Below are 17,948 nucleotides of genomic sequence, written 5' to 3' on the forward strand. Positions count from 1 at the left end.
TCCTGAATACCCTATCTCAGCACTTACGATACCATAGGCAGGTTCTCTGACCTTTCTTTATTGGAATTGTTTTTGCCCTGGTATAACACAATTCAAATATTAAAATTCTGGTCATCTGTCATTTTATGATTGATTTTATAACAATGATGATGATGAATTTTATGGATATAACACTTATCTGTATTTTAACATTATGAAAATTATAACATCTCCTGCAAAATTAATGAACGTAGAAAATTCAACGGATCTGTTGAAAACCACTACTCCGAAATTTATTGAAGAAGCAGCATTGATACAGTCTTATTTAAAAGAAAAATCACCAAAATATCTTTCCGAGCTTATGGAAATATCGCCTAAGCTTGCTGATGAAAACTGGGAAAGAAACCAAAAATGGAAATCCAAACCTACAGCAAAAGACTCTGCTCCTGCCATGTTTGCCTTTACAGGAGAGGTTTATAGAGGTTTGGATGCCAAAACACTGGATAAAAATGCCGTAGATTACCTGCAGAAAAACTACAGAATGCTTTCCGGACTTTACGGTTTACTGAAGCCATCTGATAAAGTGATGCTTTACAGGCTTGAAATGGGCCGTCCTTTCGAATTTGAACACTACAAAAACCTGTATGAATTCTGGAGAGAAAAAATCACGGAACAGCTGAATTCTGAAATGAAAAAAGGGGAACTACTGCTTCATCTCGCCAGTAATGAATATGGAAAAGTAATTGACCGAAAAAAGCTGAACCACAAAGTAATTGATTTTGATTTTTATGAATTAAGAGACGGAAAACTGAAAACCATTGTAGTGTATACCAAGCATGCAAGAGGTCTTGTAGTTAGATTTTGTGCAGAAACCAATGCCAAAACTTTGGAAGATGTCAAAGCATTCAACTATGAAGGCTACAGAATTGATGAGGAGAAGTCTACAGATACAAAACTGGTTTTTACAAGATAAATGACAATTTCAGCATTTAAAAAATATTTCAAAATAGAGCTTTCCGATCTTTATACTGAATCGGAAAGTATGTTTTTATCATCATTATTCATTCATCAGATTACAGGTTTTGATCAATTCCAGCAAAGAAGACTCTCTGAACAGGAACTCTTGACTGATGATGAGGAAAAGCTTCACCATCTCGTTTCAGAGCTTAAAACAGGAAGACCCTATCAGCAGATATTGGGTGAAACAGAGTTTTACGGAATGAGGTTCTTTGTAGATGAGCACGTCCTGATTCCCCGGCCTGAAACGGAAGAACTGCTGGAGATGGCAATCAGAGAGATTAAGGGCTCAAAATTGAAAGTTCAGGATGTAAAGATTTTAGATATAGGAACCGGAAGCGGAATTATTCCTTTGGTTTTAAGGAAATATTTTCCGGAAGCTCAGGTTTCATCCATCGATTTTTCTGAAAAAGCACTGGAAACAGCAAAAAGGAACGCAGAATATCACCAATTGGATATTAATTTCATTTACGCCGATTATCTCAATCTTGAGCTGGCTGAAAGCTATGATATTATGATTTCCAATCCACCCTATATTGGAATTGAAGAGGAGATTGAAATTGCTGACTCAGTAAAAGAATTTGAACCTAAAATGGCCCTTTTCTCTCCTGCTGCTGATGCCCTGATCTTTTACAGGAAGATCGCGGAAGATGCCAGAAAGTACCTGCGAGATGGCGGATTGCTGTTTTTAGAAATCAACCAGAAATTGGGTCCGGAAACCCTGGAATTATATCCCTATTTTTCCAACGTACAATTAGTAAAAGATTTATCCGAAAATGACAGGTTTGTGTACGGAATAAAATAAAAAATTACTGAACACCATGCTAATCAAATCACACGAAATCAACAATATAAAAATAGCAGAAGCTGTTTCCGATACCTTAATTATTCAATCTGCGCAGGATGGACTTGACCTTTTGGGAAATATCTATTATCAGGGTTTTGATAAAGTCATTCTTCATGAAAAAAACATTGCCCCTGAATTCTTTGATTTAAAGACCAAAATGGCAGGAGAAATCCTTCAGAAATTTTCAAATTACCGTATAGGATTGGCTATTGTAGGCGATTTCAGCAAATATGAAAGCAAAAGCATGAAAGATTTTATTTTTGAAAGTAACAGGTCAAAACAGGTCAATTTTGTAACTTTACTGGAAGATGCATTAGAAAAGCTTTCTCAATAATTTTTTTCAGCTTCTTCTTTAATAAACTGAAAAATATATACTATTTTCCCAACTTTATGTTATCCGTTAACCAATGCGGCTTTCTTTAAACCTGCAAACGGGTTTACCGGAGTTGCCCAAATACAATATGATTTAAAAGTGGTGGAAGCAATGGAACTGAGGCTCCTTACAATACCGAAGAATACAGATCAATGCCCGCACTGATACAGATCAATATTTCAAGTTCAAATAATTGCAGCAAAGCCTGCGTTATTTCCAATAAAAATGTAAACCAGCATATTACAAGATAATTTGATAAAAGCCGGTTATTAACAGGCTACAGGAAGTAAAGCTTCAGCAGAAAAAGCAAAACCAATGAACCATAGATAAGTTTCACGATGAAACTGTAACTCTGATGTGTTCATTGGTTTTGATATTTTGATTAAAATAGTCTTTTATCCTATTCGCTTCCTTATAAAAATTTCATATCCTAAATAAATCAGCGGAAGTGACATGATTCCTAAAAAGAGAATGTTGCTCATAGCCAGCTGCGGATGCATTACAATAGAATAAACAAGCCCGAAGAAAGCTCCTCCAAGGTGAGCCGCATGTCCCAGATTGTCCCATTGCTTAGGGTTCAGCATCATATACACTGAGTATCCGAAATACAGGGTTCCAAATAACCAGCCCGGTAAGAAGTTAACGCTGATTTCATTCGGGGCCATGGCTATGGAAGCAAAAATAATTCCTGAAACGGCACCTGATGCTCCGATCGCAGAATACCACGGCTGATTTTTATAGATCTGTAAACTGAATAAATTTCCAAGAATCATTGATCCGAAATAAAGAATCAAAAACCCTGTTTCACCAAAGAAACTAATGACTACTCCCTGGAAAAAATACAGGGAAAGCATATTAAAAAATAAGTGCATAAAGTCTGCATGCAAAAACGCAGAGCTGATAAGCCTTACATATTCTTTACGATTCGCAATTGCTCCGACATTGAATTTATATTTTTCAAATAATACTGTATTATTGAACCCCATGTAACTAAAAATACAGGTGGCTGCAATGATAATTATGACAACTATATCCATCTTATTCTTTTTATATTATAGCTGAACAGGCCTGGACAGGCTATTCATTCTCATTATTCCCATCTTCCTGGAAAAGATCACCAATCATTCCTCCTTCTTCATCCATATCTCCGGAGGGTTCCGGATCTTCATATACTTCGGGTTCCTCTTCTACAGGTTCGGGAATGGTAATATTGATTGCCTTTACTTTGAACTTCGTAAACTGGTTTCCAATTGCTTTTATTCCTTTTATGGCTATGAATTCATCAATATTTATTGTTTCCGGATCACGTTCTTTTCCTTTATCTTTTGCAAAAATGATTTCTGCGGTTACGTCGTTGGCTACAATTACATTTTCGATGAATGATTTCGGATGTTCAGACGGCATAAAAGTCTGTACATTCATTGTATTTTCGAGCAGGAATCTCTTAATGAAGTAAATATCTTTTTCACCATCATAATAGATGCAGGTAATCGGCTGTGCAGGTCTCCATTTTTCCAGCACCAGATATTCATCATCAAAACGGTTGCCCAGATCAAAGGAAACAAGCTTTACTTCACCGTTTGTATTGATTGTCAGAATCTTGTCATCACCTTTGAAACTTCCTAGTAATGTTCCTCTTGCATCAGCATTCAGTCTTCTTACTGTATCGTCAAACCAGATCTTTCTGGGAGCCAGGGTAGAGACTCCTTCTTCTTTCATATCTACTTTCTTTACCGCATATTTGGTCACCAGATTTCCTTTGGAATCACGCCCTTTAATGGCAAGATCGGAGAAACTGATCTCCATTTTGTTCTTTCTGATTCTGGGATTGGGCTTTAAAAGCACGGTTACCGTTTCTGCTTCTCCATTAGGATTGGCAGAGAAATAGAGTGTTTCCGAACCTTTTTTATCTGAAGCTAGCGGATAATCTGTATTTCTGGTTACTCCTGTTACCGAGAAACGTTTCATATAATATGGACCTTCCCTTCCTTCACGGTAGATCATATTATAGACTGTTCTTTTATCGTTTTTCTTCCATATGGCAACGTGAAGAATATCTTTTCCAATGAAGGTTTTTGCTTCCACTTTTACGACCTTCATGCTGCCGTCTTTTCTGAATGTGATGATGTCATCAATATCAGAGCAGTCAAACAAATACTGGTCTTTCTTCAGCGATGTTCCGATGAAGCCTTCCTCGAAATTCGCGTAGAATTTTTCATTGGCTACTGCTACTTTTGTAGCATCAATGGTATCAAATATCCTAAGTTCAGTCTTTCTTTGTTTGTCTTTACCGTATTTTTTCTGAATATTTAAATAATAATCAATAGCATACGCAATCAGGTTAGCCAGGTGGTGTTTCACCTGTTCTATTTTACCTTCCAGCGACGCAATATTTTCTTTAAACTTATCTAAATCGAATCTTGAGATTCTCTTGATTCTGATCTCTGTTAATTTTAAGATATCCTCTTCTGTAACAGCTCTTAACAGATGTTTGGTATGAGGCTTTAATCCGGCATCAATAGTCTTTAATACATCTTCCCAGGTTTTCACCTCTTCGATATCGTGGTAGATCCTGTTTTCAATGAAAATCCTTTCCAATGAAGAGAAATGCCAGCTTTCCTGAAGCTCATGAAGTTCAATTTCCAGTTCCTTCTTCAGCAATGACACGGTATGATCTGTATTCATTTTAAGAATATCGGATACATTCATGAACATAGGCTTATCTCCTACAATCACACAGGCATTCGGCGAAATTGTGACCTGGCAGTCTGTAAATGCATACAGGGCATCAATGGTCTTATCCGGCGAAACATCATTATGGATATGAATCAGGATTTCTACTTTATCTGAAGTATTGTCCTCAATTTTTTTGATTTTGATCTTTCCTTTCTCATTGGCTTTTAAGATAGAGTCAATAAGATCGGTTGTTGTTTTGGAGTAAGGAAGTTCGGAAATAACCAGTGTATGCTTATCCGTTTGGGTAATTCTTGCTCTTGCCCTTACTTTTCCTCCCCTGTGGCCGTCGTTATATTCGGAGACATCCAGGTAACCGGCTGTTAAAAAGTCCGGATACAGTTCAAATTTCTTACCTTTTAAGTAGGCTACGGAAGCATTGATAAGCTCATTGAAGTTATGAGGAAGTATTTTTGTGGAAAGTCCTACCCCAATACCTTCTACTCCCTGTGCAAGAAGCAAAGGAAATTTTACCGGTAAATCAATGGGTTCATTATTTCTTCCGTCATAAGACTTTGTCCATTCCGTAGTTTTAGGATTAAAGACTACTTCCAGGGCAAAAGGAGTTAATCTTGCTTCAATATATCTTGCTGCCGCTGCAGAATCTCCTGTATAAATATTTCCCCAGTTTCCCTGCGTATCTATTAACAGCTCTTTTTGCCCGATCTGAACCATGGCATCTGTAATGGAAGCATCACCGTGCGGGTGATATTTCATGGTATTTCCCACGATATTCGCCACTTTATTGTAGCGGCCATCCTCCAGTTCCCGCATAGAGTGCATGATTCTTCGCTGAACGGGTTTTAAACCGTCATATATCGAAGGGATAGCTCTATCCAGAATTACATAGGAAGCATAATCAAGAAACCAGTCTTTGTAAAGACCGGAAACTTTCTTCAAGCTGTCACCCTCATGCGAATATTCTTCTGTCGTCATCTGTTTTATCTTTTTTCTCTTTATTAGCTTTCACTACTTTGTTCAGAGAGAGTTTTAAATCGTTTACTTCTTTTCTAGTCAAATAAGAAATCTGATACTTAAGTATGGTAGAACCATTATTCTTACTGGAAACGGTAATGTATAATCTTTTGAAAAAGAGAATACTGACCACATCATATTTTATGAGCTTGTATTTTGGAAATTCGTCATGAAGAGGCTTGTCTAAAAAAGGAATTACATTCCTGTTTTTAAAGTTCAAAGCTTCCCCATCACTGTCATACTCAAAAATCTGTCTTCCGCTGAAATAAAAGATAATCAGCAGTAAAACAGGAACAATTATCAATAAATAACTTTCATTACCTATTGCATTAAATCTGTATTCATTAGCGGCGAATACAATTACACCAAACACTGTTACCATCAAGAGCAGTGAGCTCAAAGAGTTATAGATTGATGCTTTATTACGGTTACTTAGTCTCATTTGATTTTATTGGCTGTGTAAGTTTTATAATTTCCTACTTCATCCAAAGTTTGTGCTTTTTTCAGTCTGCAATGGCTTGTACAACCAGTTTTTTAAATTATAAGTTTTTTTTAATTTTCTGCTTCATCCAGCAGTTCTTTTTTATCAATATCCGTATCATCTTCTACCACAAGGTTTTCAAGGATGAAAGTCTGTCTGTCCGGAGTATTTTTCCCCATATAGAATTCCAGAAGTTGATCAATCGTCTGGTCTTTTCCTATAACTACAGGCTCTAAACGGATATCTTTACCAATGAAGTGTTTGAATTCGTCCGGAGAAATTTCTCCCAATCCTTTAAATCGTGTGATCTCTGGATTTTTCCCCAGTTCGTTTAATGCTTTTACTCTTTCGGCTTCTGTATAACAATATCTTGTTTCTTTTTTATTTCTTACTCTAAATAACGGGGTCTGAAGGATATAAAGGTGCCCGTTTTTAATCAGATCCGGGAAGAATTGCAGGAAGAAGGTAATCATCAGCAAACGGATGTGCATTCCATCAACATCGGCATCGGTAGCAATAATAACCTGATTGTATCTCAGGTCTTCCAGGCTTTCCTCAATATTTAACGCTGCCTGAAGAAGGTTAAATTCCTCATTTTCGTACACTACTTTCTTGGTTAGTCCATAACAGTTCAGCGGTTTACCCTTCAGTGAAAATACCGCCTGTGTTTCTACATCTCTGGATTTTGTGATAGATCCTGATGCAGAATCCCCTTCGGTAATGAAGATCTGGGTATCACCTTTTCTTTCGGCCTTCTGATCGTTATAATGCTGTCTGCAGTCACGAAGTTTTTTATTGTGGAGAGAAACTTTCTTAGCTCTTTCTCTTGCCAGTTTCTGGATTCCGGAAAGCTCTTTTCTTTCTCTTTCAGAAATTAATATTTTTCTCTGGATGGCTTCTGCTATTTCCGGATTCTTATGTAAGAAGTTGTCCAGTTTGCTCTTAAGGAAATCTATGATAAATGTTCTTACAGTAGGGCCGTTTGGTCCCATATCATTAGATCCTAATTTTGTTTTGGTCTGGGATTCGAAAACCGGCTCTTCTACATTGATGGAGATCGCTGCAATAATAGATTTCCTGATATCAGAAGCATCAAAACTTTTATTGAAAAATTCACGAATTGTTTTCACATATGCTTCACGGAACGCGTTAAGGTGGGTTCCACCCTGCGTGGTATTCTGCCCGTTAACGAATGAGAAATAGGTTTCTGTCTGTGATTTGTCAGAATGGGTAATGGCCAGCTCAATATCCTCATCCTTCAAATGCACAATCGGGTAAAGGATCTCGCTTTCCAGTTCTTCTTCCAGCAGATCTTTAAGGCCATTTTCAGAATAATAGGTTTCTCCGTTGAAAAAAATTTTAAGCCCCGGGTTCAGGTAAGCATAATTGCGGAGCATTCTTTCGATATACTCTTTTCTGTATTTGAAGTGCAGGAAGATTTCTCCATCAGGAATAAAGGAAATTTCGGTACCGTTTCTGTCCGAAGTATCTTTCTCATCAAAATTTTCTTTGATCATACCCCGGGAGAACTCAGCAGCCTTCATTTTTCCATCACGGAAAGAGCGAACCCTGAAGTAATCTGAAAGGGCATTTACCGCTTTGGTACCAACCCCGTTTAACCCTACAGATTTTTTAAACGCCTTACTGTCGTACTTACCACCGGTATTCATTTTTGAAACAGCATCTACGACCTTCCCCAATGGGATTCCACGCCCAAAGTCACGGATCGTAACTTTGCCGTCGTCCAGCTTTATTTCAATTCTTTTTCCCGCTCTCATCCTGAACTCATCAATAGAGTTGTCAAGGATTTCTTTTAACAGGATATAAATACCATCATCAGCAGAAGAACCATCACCGAGTTTCCCGATGTACATACCGGGGCGCAGACGGATGTGTTCCTGCCAGTCAAGGGTTCTGATATTATCTTCGGAGTAGGTAGGATGTATTTCTTGTGACATATATGATTTCAGCAAACATACAAAAGTACGAAATTGTCCAAAATTATCCGAATTTTAAAAATCATTTTTTCCTAACTTTTATTGTTCAGTCAGAAGAGTAGTCACACAGTTTTAAGCCCTTTAAATTTGTTGGCATACAAAAGCAAGCAAAATTTATGTAACGCTGAAAATTTTCATTAATATATTTAAAACCACGGAACTCTTACTTTTGCATTTTTGGAGAAACATTTTATGTTTTGCTTTCCAGCTGGCTCAACATATTTTTCAACATAGCAGGTACAATCAACTTATGGAAAGGACGAACGGGCAGAAAATACAATACGCCCAGCCAGTTATGAAACTTCACAGTAGTGGATATGGTGAGGGAATTTACTTTAAACTCTTCGTTTTCTAATTTTTATTTCCATAAGATCAAACTGTTTTAAATATTTCATTAAATTCGGTCAATAAAACTGCTTTTATGATACAACTTCCTTTGTCAAAACTTTCCAATGTAGGCACCACCATTTTCAGTCAAATGACTCAGCTGGCCAATGAGAACGAAGCCATCAATCTGTCTCAGGGTTTCCCTGATTTTATGCCTGATCAGGAATTATTAAACCATGTAGATCACTTTATTAAAAAGGGCTTTAACCAATATGCTCCTCTTGGCGGAATGATTGGCTTAAAGGAAGAAATTGCACGGAAAATTGAAAACAGCCACCAGGCGGTCTACCATCCGGATTCTGAAATAACAGTTACTGCTGGTGGTACCCAAGCCATTTTCACCGCTATTGCATCTTTTATTAAAAAGGATGATGAAGTGATTATTTTTGAACCTGCCTACGATTGTTATGAGCCAACTGTAGAGCTTTTCGGAGGCGTTGTAAAACGTTTTAAAATGAAAGCTCCTGACTATGAAATCAACTGGACAGCTGTAAAAGCCCTCGTTAGCGAAAAAACCAGAATGATCATTCTTAATAATCCCAACAATCCTTCAGGAAAAATCCTGAAAGAAAATGATATACAAGAACTTATTGAGCTCGTAAAAGGAACTTCAATTCTTATTTTGAGTGATGAGGTGTACGAAAATATTGTTTTTGACGGTAAGGAGCATTTAAGTATCTGCAGGTATCCGGAACTGAAAGAAAGAAGTCTTCTTATTGCCTCATTTGGGAAGCTTTTCCACGTTACCGGCTGGAAAGTAGGCTATTGTGCCGCACCTAAAAGTTTAACAGACGAATTCAGAAAGGTTCACCAATTCAATGTATTCTGTGTAAATACTCCAATTCAGCTTGCACTGGCGGAATACATGAAAAATGACGACCATTATACTCACCTGAACCAATTTTTCCAGGAAAAAAGAGATTTTCTGAGAAAAGGGTTGGCAGGAACTTCTTTTGATCTGCTGGATTGTGAGGGAACCTATTTTCAGGCTGTAAAATATGATAAGATCTCGGATAAAAATGATTTTGACTTCGCCTCTGAGCTTACCATCAATCATAAGGTAGCCAGTGTTCCTTTTTCTTCTTTTTATAAAAATAAGCTGGATGAAAATGTGATCAGATTATGTTTTGCCAAAAAACAGGAAACGCTGGAAAAGGCTCTTGAAAATTTATCAAAGATCTAATGACAATCGGCTGTCCCATTTTTTGAGACAGCCGATTTATGTAATGATGACGGTTTGTTCAGGCAATTCATATTATAAAAATACGCCTCCCGAAACTTCAATTCTTTGTCCGTTGATCCATCTTGCATCTTCTGTACACAGAAATGCCACCACTCCACCAATATCATCGGGAAGTCCTACTCTTCCCAGAGCTGTAGCACCCGCTACCATTGCATTGATCTCTTCATTATCCCGCACTCTTCCTCCTCCGAAATCTGTTTCAATAGCTCCCGGAGCCACAACATTGGCTTTAATTTTTCTTGGTCCTAATTCTTTAGCCATGTATTTCGTCAGCATCTCTACTCCAGCTTTTATTGATCCGTAAATAGAGGAACCCGGCGTTGCAAATCTTGCCAATCCTGATGACACATTGATAATTCCTCCCCCATCATTTATAAACGGCAATAATTTTTGCGTCAGGAAAAACACCCCTTTAAAGTGAATATCTACCACATCATCCAGCTGTTCTTCCGTAACTTCCATAATTGGCGAATATAAAGCTGTTCCCGCATTATTGACAAGGTAATCAATATGAGTACTTCCTGTATTTTCCTGCAGATGATCTGTAACATCTTTTACAAAGGTGTCAAAACTTTTTATGTTTTTTGTATCCAGCTGAAACGCTATTGCATTCCTTCCCATAGATTGTATCTCCCTTACAACGGCATCTGCTTCTTCTTTGTTACTCCTGTACGTAATAATAACATCTAATCCTTTTTGAGCAATTTTAAGGGCTGAGTTTTTCCCCAACCCACGGCTTCCTCCGGTTACCAGCGCGATATTTGTTTTTGTGTTCATTGTATTTTGATTATTTTGATGAGACAAAGTTGGGACATTTTCAGGCTGAAGTATTTGCTCGAATCAATCTAAAATTTGCGAAATTCAAATCAGGAGCGAAATTCCAATGGAGTGAAGGTTGTTTTCCTTTTAAAGAAATTGGAAAAATGGGCAATTTCCTCAAATCCCAGGGCATAAGATATTTCTGAAACATTCCATTTCGTCTGCTTTAAAAGTATTTTAGCTTCCTGAATAATACGGTCTGAAATAAATTCTGTGGTGGTCTTTCCCGTGCTTTCTTTCAATCTTTTATTCAAATAATTGACATGAACTGCCAGTCTGTCTGCATAATCTTTAGCAGTCTTCAATTGCAGTCTCTGTTCCCAGGATTCAATAGGAAACTGCCTTTCCAGCAGCTCTATAAACAAAGAAACCACTCTCATGGAAGCATCATTGGATGCCGATATTTTGGATGCCGGCTGCAGTTTCTGCCCATAATGGATCAATTCAAGAACATAGTTTCTGATCAGATCATATTTGAATACATAATTAGAATCGATTTCTTTTTTTATCTTTTTGAAAAGATTTTCAATTTCTTCTGCAAGTTCATCATCAATTTCAAAAACCGGTATTACTCCCGGCTGAAAAATAGGAAGATCTTCGAGATGGTAATAAGATTTATCCTTAATGAAAAAATCTTCGGTAAAAACACAGAAACTCCCTGACTGATCAGGGTCTTCGGGAATCCAATGATAAGGAACTTTCGGAGTTGCAAATAATAAGGCATTCTGTTGTATTGAAATAACCTTGTCTGCATATTCTGCCCTGTTCCGCCCTCTTATAAAGCTGATTTTATAGTATTTTCTCCTATTATAAGGCATTTCGTAAGTGGTCTTTGCTCTTTCTAACGTTTGGGCAATATCGAAAACATTAAAGTGTCCGATGTCTTTATGAAGCCCCTTTGGAAAAATACTTTCAAGATCTTTGCCCAGTTTGACAGCCATCTCTCTGTAAAAATCTTCCAGTGAAGTATGTGCTACTTTTTCCATGGCAGATGATTTGTAAAATTCAAATATACGAAGTTATGAATACTTCAGATTTAAGATTTAATTGATGTTGGCAATTCTGATTTATATTTTATTTTTTCCAGTCATTGTGATATACTTCATTTATTTTTCTTATTTTCGTTATAACTAACCCATTAAAAGTCAAAACAATGAAAAATCAAATCAATCAAATTGGAAAAAAATTAAACAAAAAACAATTAAGAGTAATTACTGGTGGAAAAGAAATGTGCTTGCTCCCTGATCTGACTTGCAAAAAATTTTCCTTTACCTGTGCAGAAATTCAATGCCAGCCCGGTATTGAACTATAGTTTCAAAATAATAAAATAAGGATTGCAGAATAAAAGATTCTCATCATTAAAAGCTTAGCACATAAATGCAAAAAGCGCTCCCAAATACATGGAAGCGCTTTTTATTATAACTAACTTTAATACTTTTATTACACGTTGAATCTAAAGTGCATGATGTCACCATCCTGTACAATATATTCTTTACCTTCTACAGAAAGTTTTCCGGCTTCTTTTACTTTTACTTCAGATCCGTAATTGATATAATCGTTATACTTGATTACTTCTGCACGGATAAATCCTTTTTCGAAGTCTGTGTGGATTACTCCTGCAGCTTGTGGAGCCGTCCATCCCTGTCCGATAGTCCAGGCTCTTACTTCTTTCACTCCGGCAGTAAAATACGTCTGAAGTTTTAAAAGATCGTAAGCTTTTCTGATCAAACGGTTAACACCCGGTTCCGTAAGTCCCAGTTCTTCAAGGAAGATTTCTCTTTCTTCAAAAGTTTCAAGCTCGTTGATATCCGCTTCAATCTGCGCAGCCAGAACCACCACTTCAGCACCTTCGCCTTTAGCCATTTCTTCAATCCTGGCAATCCACTCATTTCCGTTTTTGATAGAGTTTTCGTCTACATTACAAACGTAAAGTACAGGCTTATTTGTTAACAACTGAACTTCTCCGATAATGGATGCTGTGAAATCATCAGTACCAAATTCTCTTGCATTTTTACCGTCTTCAAGGAATTTCTGTAAATTCTGAAGGGTTTCGTAAGTAAGGATATCTTCTTTTTTCCCTGATTTGATGAATTTTTTAGCTTTCTCAACGGCCTTCCCTACAGTTTCAAGATCTTTCAGCTGCAGCTCAATATCGATAATTTCTTTATCTCTTAACGGATCTACTGAACCTTCTACGTGAACAATGTTTCCGTTTTCAAAACATCTTAAAACATGGATAATCGCTTCACACTCACGAATATTAGCTAAGAACTGGTTCCCCAATCCTTCTCCTTTGCTGGCTCCTTTTACAAGACCTGCAATATCAACAATTTCAACTACAGCTGGTAAAACTCGCTCAGGTTTTACGATTTTCTCCAGTTCAAACAATCTCTGATCCGGTACAGAAACCGTTCCAAGGTTCGGTTCAATAGTACAGAAAGGATAGTTTGCTGATTGAGCTTTTGCGTTACTCAGACAGTTAAAAAGAGTTGATTTACCTACATTCGGTAAGCCTACGATTCCACATTTCATATTGTAAAATTCAAAGTTTAAGGTTTATGAGCAATCCAAGGTTTCTCCAACTTTAAACATTGGACTCTGAACCTTGAATTATGAGTGTGCAAAGATAGTGATTTTTAAGGGAGTTTCATAATAAAAAAATCTGCCGGCATTCCGACAGATTTTCAAAAGGTTTGGGTTACCTGATGTTTTATGGATTGTCACCTGTAGCATTCTGCGCCAGCGGAACATCATTCGGTGCTTCCTGTAAAGTTTTATCTAAAGTAAATAAAGATTCATCAGTAGCTCTGTCGCCACCTGCGATTTTCAGTTTATCAATTAAATTCTGAGCTAATGTCTCTTCTTCAATCTGTTCCTGTACAAACCATTGCATAAAATTCCAGGTTGCCCAGTCTTTTTCTTCCATGGAAAGATCTACAATTCTGTAAATAGCGGTTGTATTGTCAACTTCATGTTTAAAAACTCCATCAAAACAGGCTGTCAGGTTTTCCGGATCAGCCGGAGGAGCAGGAATAGCCTCTACTTTTGGTTTTCCTCCTCTGTTTAAAATATATTCCATGAATTTGATTGAATGATTTCTTTCTTCCTGTGCATGGCGGTAAAGGAAATTGGCAATTCCCTGATATCCTTTATCATCAGCCCAAATTCCATAAGATAAAAAAACGTGTGACGCATGAATTTCCTTGTTCATCTGATCACTGAGTGCCTTTTCCATGTTGTCGGAAAGTCTTTTAGTATTCATAATGTTATATTTTGATGATTATGGGAGTACTCATGCAAAAATGATTCCGATAGAACTGTTGTTTTACTCAAAAAACCGAACAAGGTGTTAAAAAACAACTGATTTTCAACACTTTAAATCAATAATTTATAGTTGTTCTAAAATAAAAACCAGTTCTTTTCAGAACTGGCTGTCTTTTAATTTTTATGAAAAACACCTCTTTAGATTGCTTTACTTAATGGTTTGCAATGACAAACTGTTTGCTCTTTTGCCTCCATATTATTTGATTTTTCTGGCAGTATAATCACTTTCATTTCCTAATCTGTCAATAGCTTTAATAGCCACTGCGTTCAGTTTTTTACCATCTTTAAATTTAGGAATGTCTTTTGAAAGGGTATCCAGCGTTACAATTTCTGTTTGCCATACTCCGTTGTACTGGGTAAAAAGGGCCCAAAGGAAAACATCGGCAGCATTTTTTGTGCTCCAGCTCGTCTGTACGAAACTTCCGTTGTCAGTCATAAACAATGTAGGGGTTTGCAATGGAGCAGCCTTTATCCACGGGGATCTCGGCACTAAAGCTTTTTCATTGTATGGTCCGTTTTTCAAAGCAGGAAGCATGTTCGGATTCCTGGTAAGCCCGGCAATACTCCAGTGGATTTCCCCGGCATCATTTTTCAGGATATTTCTTGAAATTGCAATCTGGTTTTTGATTTCTGCAGGACGGTCCGAGACCTTTATTTCAACAGTATTCAGCCCCGGCCATAAATGGCGTTTCATTGTATTTTCGGACTGCCACCAGCTTAGCAGCGCTTCAAAACTTTGCCCTTTGGAATCTATAGGCCAGTAAAGCTGTGGAGAGAAATAATCTACCCATCCTTTATTGAGCCATAACTTAGCATCGGCATATAATTCATCATATTGCGAAGATCCTACAATTCCAGCCGGATATCCGGGCTTCCAGATCCCGAACGGGCTGATGCCGAATCTTACGTTATTTTTTTCGGCATGAATTTCTTTGTAGATACGTTCTACAAATTTATTAACGTTGTCTCTTCTCCAATCTCCTCTGGACAGGGTGCCCCCACTGCTTACATAAGCATTCCAGGTTGCATTATCAGGAAAATCGGCCCCTTTATTATAAGTTGCATACGGATAGAAATAATCGTCAAAGTGAATAGCATCGATATCATATCTTTTTACAATGTCTTTTACAACGTTTGATACGTGCCCCTGAGTTTTTGGATTAGCCGGATCAAACCAGTACATTCCGTTTTTCAGTCTTACAACAATATCAGACAGCTTGTTGGCCATTGACAGTTTATTGACCGCTCCGCCGTTGGTATGGTGTGCACGGTAAGGGTTTAACCAGACATGCAGCTCCAATCCTCTTTTGTGGGCTTCCTCAATCCAAAACTGAAGCGGGTCATAGTTTGGAGAAGGTGCAGTTCCCGTTTCTCCGGTCAGGAAGTAAGACCACGGCTCGATATTACTTGTATAAAGTGCATCTGCGGATGGCCTGATCTGGAAGATCGCTGCGTTGAAATTGTTATCTTTCAGCATATCAAGCATATTGACAGCTTCAGCTTTCTGCTGTTCTACGGTAAGGTCGTTTCTTGAAGGCCAGTTGATGTTGGCTACACTCGCGATCCAGGCACCACGGAATTCTCTTTTGATTTCCGGAAGATTGGTTCTGAAATTTTCTTCAGTTGAAGCTGCTGTTCCTGCTGTTGGCTTTGCAGCCACCGGATTTACTTTTGGTGGGCTTGTATTGTTGGTGGGTTTTGTCGGATTCTTCGTGGAAGGTGTTTTTACCACATTGTTCTGAACGGAACATGAGGCGTAAGACGCAAAAACACCCAATAAAACGATACGTTTTAAATTATTCATTCTCATAGTCACAAAACTACTTTAAAATTTATTTTTATTTCTCAGAGATTATTATGCCAAAATAAGCAATTTAATGGGTTGGTATAGAAAAAAGCCTCGAAAATCGAGGCTTTGATTTTATGTATAAGAGTATATTATGCTTTTGCAGATCTTTCTACTCTTTTTCTTTCTTCTTCTGAAAGGATTTTCTTTCTCATCCTGATGAAGTTTGGAGTTACCTCAATCGCTTCATCACCCTGGATATATTCCATACATTCTTCAAGGGAGAATAAGATTTTCGGAGCAACACCTGTATCTTTATCTTTTCCTGAAGCTCTCATGTTGTTCAACTGTTTTGCTTCTACGATGTTTACTACCAGGTCTCCAGGTTTGTTTTGCTCACCGATGATCATTCCTGTGTAGATTTCTTCACCCGGATCAACGAAGAACTTACCTCTATCCTGTAGTTTAGCAATTGAGTATTCTGTAGCAGGACCTGTAGTTTTGCTGATCAAAACACCATTGTTTCTTCCAGGGATAGCTCCTTTGAAAGGCTTATATTCTGTGAAACGGTGTGCCATAATAGCTTCACCAGCTGTAGCTGTTAACATCTGAGAACGTAGTCCGATCAAACCTCTTGAAGGAATTTCGAACTCCATGTGCTGCATTTCACCTTTAGTTTCCATGATATGAAGGTCTCCTTTTCTCTGAGTTGCCAAATCGATAACTCTTGAAGCAAATTCTTCAGGAACATCAACAACCAAAGATTCGTAAGGCTCACATTTTTCACCGTCAATTTCTTTGAAGATAACCTGCGGCTGACCGATTGTCATTTCGTACCCTTCTCTTCTCATCGTTTCAATCAAAACTGACAAGTGAAGAATACCTCTACCGAATACTAAGAATGTGTTTGCATCATCAGTCTGCTGAACCCTTAATGCCAGGTTTTTCTCTAATTCTTTAGTTAATCTTTCTTTCAGGTGGTTAGAAGTAACATATTTACCATCTTTACCAAAGAAAGGTGAATTGTTGATAGAGAACGTCATGTTCAATGTAGGCTCATCAATTGCCGTTCTTTCCAATGGCTCAGGATTTTCAAGATCTACGAAAGAGTCTCCAATCTGGAAAGCATCAAAACCTACTACAGCACAGATATCTCCTGCCTGTACTTCTGTTACTTTTTTCTTTCCTAATCCTTCAAAAACGTAAAGTTCTTTTACTTTTCCTTTTACAATTTTACCGTCTGCCTGAGCAAGACCGATCCACTGAGATTCTTTGATCTCACCTCTTGTCACTTTCCCGATTGCAATTCTTCCTAAGAAAGAAGAGAAATCAAGAGAAGTAATCTGCATCTGAAGATTTCCTTCGGTTACTTTCGGTTCCGGAACATATTGTAAAATACCATCTAATAGTGGCAGGATGTCTTCAGTCTGCTCTAATGAAGTGTTGAACCATCCTTGTTTTGAAGATCCATAGAATGTAGGGAAATCCAATTGCTCTTCTGTAGCCTCAAGGTTAAAGAACAAATCGAATACTTTATCATGAACTTCGTCCGGACGGCAGTTTGGTTTATCTACTTTATTGATAACCACTAGTGGTCTTAATCCTAATTCCAATGCTTTCTGCAGTACGAATCTTGTTTGCGGCATTGGTCCTTCGAACGCATCCACCAACAAAATAACCCCATCAGCCATTTTCAATACTCTTTCTACTTCCCCACCAAAATCGGCGTGACCAGGAGTATCGATTACGTTAATTTTTGTGTCTTTATAAGTAACAGAAATATTCTTGGATAAGATTGTGATCCCTCTTTCTCTTTCAAGATCGTTGTTATCCATAATTAACTCCCCACTCTCCTGATTTTCTCTGAAAATGTTGGTAGCGTGAATGATCTTGTCAACCAAAGTCGTCTTCCCGTGGTCAACGTGTGCGATAATCGCAATATTTCTAATGTTTTGCATAAAAGATTTTTACGGGTGCAAAAGTAGTG

Annotated in this window: 16 protein-coding genes; 5 read left to right on the forward strand and 11 right to left on the reverse strand. The window is 37.7% G+C overall.

Annotated features, from left to right (window positions below; translation table 11 throughout):
* Window positions 1-193 precede the first annotated feature (193 nt).
* Genes yaaA through ACP3T3_RS05340 form a run of 3 tightly spaced genes read left to right on the forward strand, consistent with a single transcriptional unit; the run spans window position 194 to window position 2,177 of the window.
* The gene (yaaA, locus tag ACP3T3_RS05330) at window positions 194-952 is read left to right on the forward strand and encodes a peroxide stress protein YaaA (RefSeq protein WP_426478877.1); all 759 of its coding nucleotides are present in this window, start codon (window positions 194-196) and stop codon (window positions 950-952) included.
* Window positions 953-1,801, forward strand: a complete 849-nt coding sequence (gene prmC, locus ACP3T3_RS05335) for a peptide chain release factor N(5)-glutamine methyltransferase (protein WP_426478878.1) — start codon at window positions 953-955, stop codon at window positions 1,799-1,801.
* 16 nt (window positions 1,802-1,817) lie between these two features.
* Window positions 1,818-2,177 carry a DUF4180 domain-containing protein gene (locus ACP3T3_RS05340; protein ID WP_426478879.1) on the forward strand — a complete coding sequence of 120 codons (360 nt, stop codon included), beginning with the start codon at window positions 1,818-1,820 and terminating at the stop codon, window positions 2,175-2,177.
* A 434-nt stretch (window positions 2,178-2,611) separates the two neighbouring features.
* On the opposite strand, the gene ACP3T3_RS05345 is transcribed toward ACP3T3_RS05340, so the two are convergent.
* The 5 genes from ACP3T3_RS05345 to ACP3T3_RS05365 form a co-directional block, all read right to left on the reverse strand.
* Complete coding sequence (locus ACP3T3_RS05345) at window positions 2,612-3,253, reverse strand: rhomboid family intramembrane serine protease (RefSeq protein WP_426478880.1); 642 nt, start codon at window positions 3,251-3,253, stop codon at window positions 2,612-2,614.
* 40 nt (window positions 3,254-3,293) lie between these two features.
* The gene (locus ACP3T3_RS05350; protein WP_426478881.1) at window positions 3,294-5,885 is read right to left on the reverse strand and encodes a DNA gyrase/topoisomerase IV subunit A; all 2,592 of its coding nucleotides are present in this window, start codon (window positions 5,883-5,885) and stop codon (window positions 3,294-3,296) included.
* A complete protein-coding gene (locus ACP3T3_RS05355) occupies window positions 5,860-6,366 on the reverse strand; it encodes a hypothetical protein (protein WP_426478882.1) in 507 nt (168 codons plus the stop codon). The genes ACP3T3_RS05350 and ACP3T3_RS05355 overlap by 26 nt, the downstream gene beginning before the upstream one ends.
* Before the next feature lie 110 nt (window positions 6,367-6,476).
* Window positions 6,477-8,363: a DNA topoisomerase IV subunit B gene (locus ACP3T3_RS05360; RefSeq protein ID WP_426478883.1), complete on the reverse strand. Its 1,887-nt coding sequence runs from the start codon at window positions 8,361-8,363 to the stop codon at window positions 6,477-6,479.
* A gap of 229 nt (window positions 8,364-8,592) precedes the next feature.
* Window positions 8,593-8,709 (reverse strand): DUF2867 domain-containing protein, encoded by a 117-nt coding sequence (locus ACP3T3_RS05365; RefSeq protein ID WP_426478884.1) that lies wholly within the window; start codon window positions 8,707-8,709, stop codon window positions 8,593-8,595.
* A gap of 114 nt (window positions 8,710-8,823) precedes the next feature.
* Here ACP3T3_RS05365 and ACP3T3_RS05370 point away from each other — a divergent pair, with 114 nt between their 5' ends.
* The gene (locus ACP3T3_RS05370) at window positions 8,824-9,972 is read left to right on the forward strand and encodes a methionine aminotransferase (RefSeq protein WP_426478885.1); all 1,149 of its coding nucleotides are present in this window, start codon (window positions 8,824-8,826) and stop codon (window positions 9,970-9,972) included.
* Window positions 9,973-10,044: 72 nt separating this feature from the next.
* Here ACP3T3_RS05370 and ACP3T3_RS05375 read toward each other — a convergent pair whose 3' ends face one another.
* Together ACP3T3_RS05375 and ACP3T3_RS05380 are read right to left on the reverse strand one after the other, a co-directional pair.
* Window positions 10,045-10,809 carry an SDR family NAD(P)-dependent oxidoreductase gene (locus ACP3T3_RS05375; RefSeq protein WP_426478886.1) on the reverse strand — a complete coding sequence of 255 codons (765 nt, stop codon included), beginning with the start codon at window positions 10,807-10,809 and terminating at the stop codon, window positions 10,045-10,047.
* Window positions 10,810-10,898: 89 nt separating this feature from the next.
* Window positions 10,899-11,837 (reverse strand): helix-turn-helix domain-containing protein, encoded by a 939-nt coding sequence (locus ACP3T3_RS05380; RefSeq protein WP_426478887.1) that lies wholly within the window; start codon window positions 11,835-11,837, stop codon window positions 10,899-10,901.
* A gap of 167 nt (window positions 11,838-12,004) precedes the next feature.
* Here ACP3T3_RS05380 and ACP3T3_RS05385 point away from each other — a divergent pair, with 167 nt between their 5' ends.
* On the forward strand, window positions 12,005-12,163 hold the full coding sequence (locus tag ACP3T3_RS05385; protein ID WP_426478888.1) for a hypothetical protein: 159 nt from the start codon (window positions 12,005-12,007) through the stop codon (window positions 12,161-12,163).
* Between the two features lie 128 nt (window positions 12,164-12,291).
* Here the strand turns inward: ACP3T3_RS05385 and ychF are convergent, their stop codons facing one another.
* The 4 genes from ychF to typA all read right to left on the reverse strand — a co-directional run bounded on the left by ychF (window position 12,292) and on the right by typA (window position 17,919).
* Window positions 12,292-13,383: a redox-regulated ATPase YchF gene (gene ychF / locus ACP3T3_RS05390; protein WP_426478889.1), complete on the reverse strand. Its 1,092-nt coding sequence runs from the start codon at window positions 13,381-13,383 to the stop codon at window positions 12,292-12,294.
* Window positions 13,384-13,561: 178 nt separating this feature from the next.
* Entirely contained in the window at window positions 13,562-14,113 is a 552-nt protein-coding gene (locus ACP3T3_RS05395) for a ferritin (RefSeq protein ID WP_426478890.1), read from the reverse strand.
* Window positions 14,114-14,371: 258 nt separating this feature from the next.
* Window positions 14,372-15,985 carry a glycoside hydrolase family 10 protein gene (locus ACP3T3_RS05400; protein ID WP_426478891.1) on the reverse strand — a complete coding sequence of 538 codons (1,614 nt, stop codon included), beginning with the start codon at window positions 15,983-15,985 and terminating at the stop codon, window positions 14,372-14,374.
* Between the two features lie 128 nt (window positions 15,986-16,113).
* On the reverse strand, window positions 16,114-17,919 hold the full coding sequence (typA, locus tag ACP3T3_RS05405) for a translational GTPase TypA (protein ID WP_426478892.1): 1,806 nt from the start codon (window positions 17,917-17,919) through the stop codon (window positions 16,114-16,116).
* Window positions 17,920-17,948 lie beyond the last annotated feature (29 nt).

This window comes from Chryseobacterium sp. CBSDS_008 (assembly GCF_049959325.1).
In the GTDB taxonomy this organism is placed as follows: Bacteria; Bacteroidota; Bacteroidia; order Flavobacteriales; family Weeksellaceae; genus Chryseobacterium.

Excerpts from the sequence above, each read along its gene's own strand:
- yaaA (WP_426478877.1), top strand. The coding sequence starts at position 194 with ATGAAAATTATAACATCTCCTGCAAAATTAATGAACGTAGAAAATTCA.
- prmC (WP_426478878.1), top strand. The coding sequence starts at position 953 with ATGACAATTTCAGCATTTAAAAAATATTTCAAAATAGAGCTTTCCGAT.
- ACP3T3_RS05340 (WP_426478879.1), top strand. The coding sequence starts at position 1,818 with ATGCTAATCAAATCACACGAAATCAACAATATAAAAATAGCAGAAGCT.
- ACP3T3_RS05345 (WP_426478880.1), bottom strand. The coding sequence starts at position 3,253 with ATGGATATAGTTGTCATAATTATCATTGCAGCCACCTGTATTTTTAGT.
- ACP3T3_RS05350 (WP_426478881.1), bottom strand. The coding sequence starts at position 5,885 with ATGACGACAGAAGAATATTCGCATGAGGGTGACAGCTTGAAGAAAGTT.
- ACP3T3_RS05355 (WP_426478882.1), bottom strand. The coding sequence starts at position 6,366 with ATGAGACTAAGTAACCGTAATAAAGCATCAATCTATAACTCTTTGAGC.
- ACP3T3_RS05360 (WP_426478883.1), bottom strand. The coding sequence starts at position 8,363 with ATGTCACAAGAAATACATCCTACCTACTCCGAAGATAATATCAGAACC.
- ACP3T3_RS05370 (WP_426478885.1), top strand. The coding sequence starts at position 8,824 with ATGATACAACTTCCTTTGTCAAAACTTTCCAATGTAGGCACCACCATT.
- ACP3T3_RS05375 (WP_426478886.1), bottom strand. The coding sequence starts at position 10,809 with ATGAACACAAAAACAAATATCGCGCTGGTAACCGGAGGAAGCCGTGGG.
- ACP3T3_RS05380 (WP_426478887.1), bottom strand. The coding sequence starts at position 11,837 with ATGGAAAAAGTAGCACATACTTCACTGGAAGATTTTTACAGAGAGATG.
- ACP3T3_RS05385 (WP_426478888.1), top strand. The coding sequence starts at position 12,005 with ATGAAAAATCAAATCAATCAAATTGGAAAAAAATTAAACAAAAAACAA.
- ychF (WP_426478889.1), bottom strand. The coding sequence starts at position 13,383 with ATGAAATGTGGAATCGTAGGCTTACCGAATGTAGGTAAATCAACTCTT.
- ACP3T3_RS05395 (WP_426478890.1), bottom strand. The coding sequence starts at position 14,113 with ATGAATACTAAAAGACTTTCCGACAACATGGAAAAGGCACTCAGTGAT.
- ACP3T3_RS05400 (WP_426478891.1), bottom strand. The coding sequence starts at position 15,985 with ATGAGAATGAATAATTTAAAACGTATCGTTTTATTGGGTGTTTTTGCG.
- typA (WP_426478892.1), bottom strand. The coding sequence starts at position 17,919 with ATGCAAAACATTAGAAATATTGCGATTATCGCACACGTTGACCACGGG.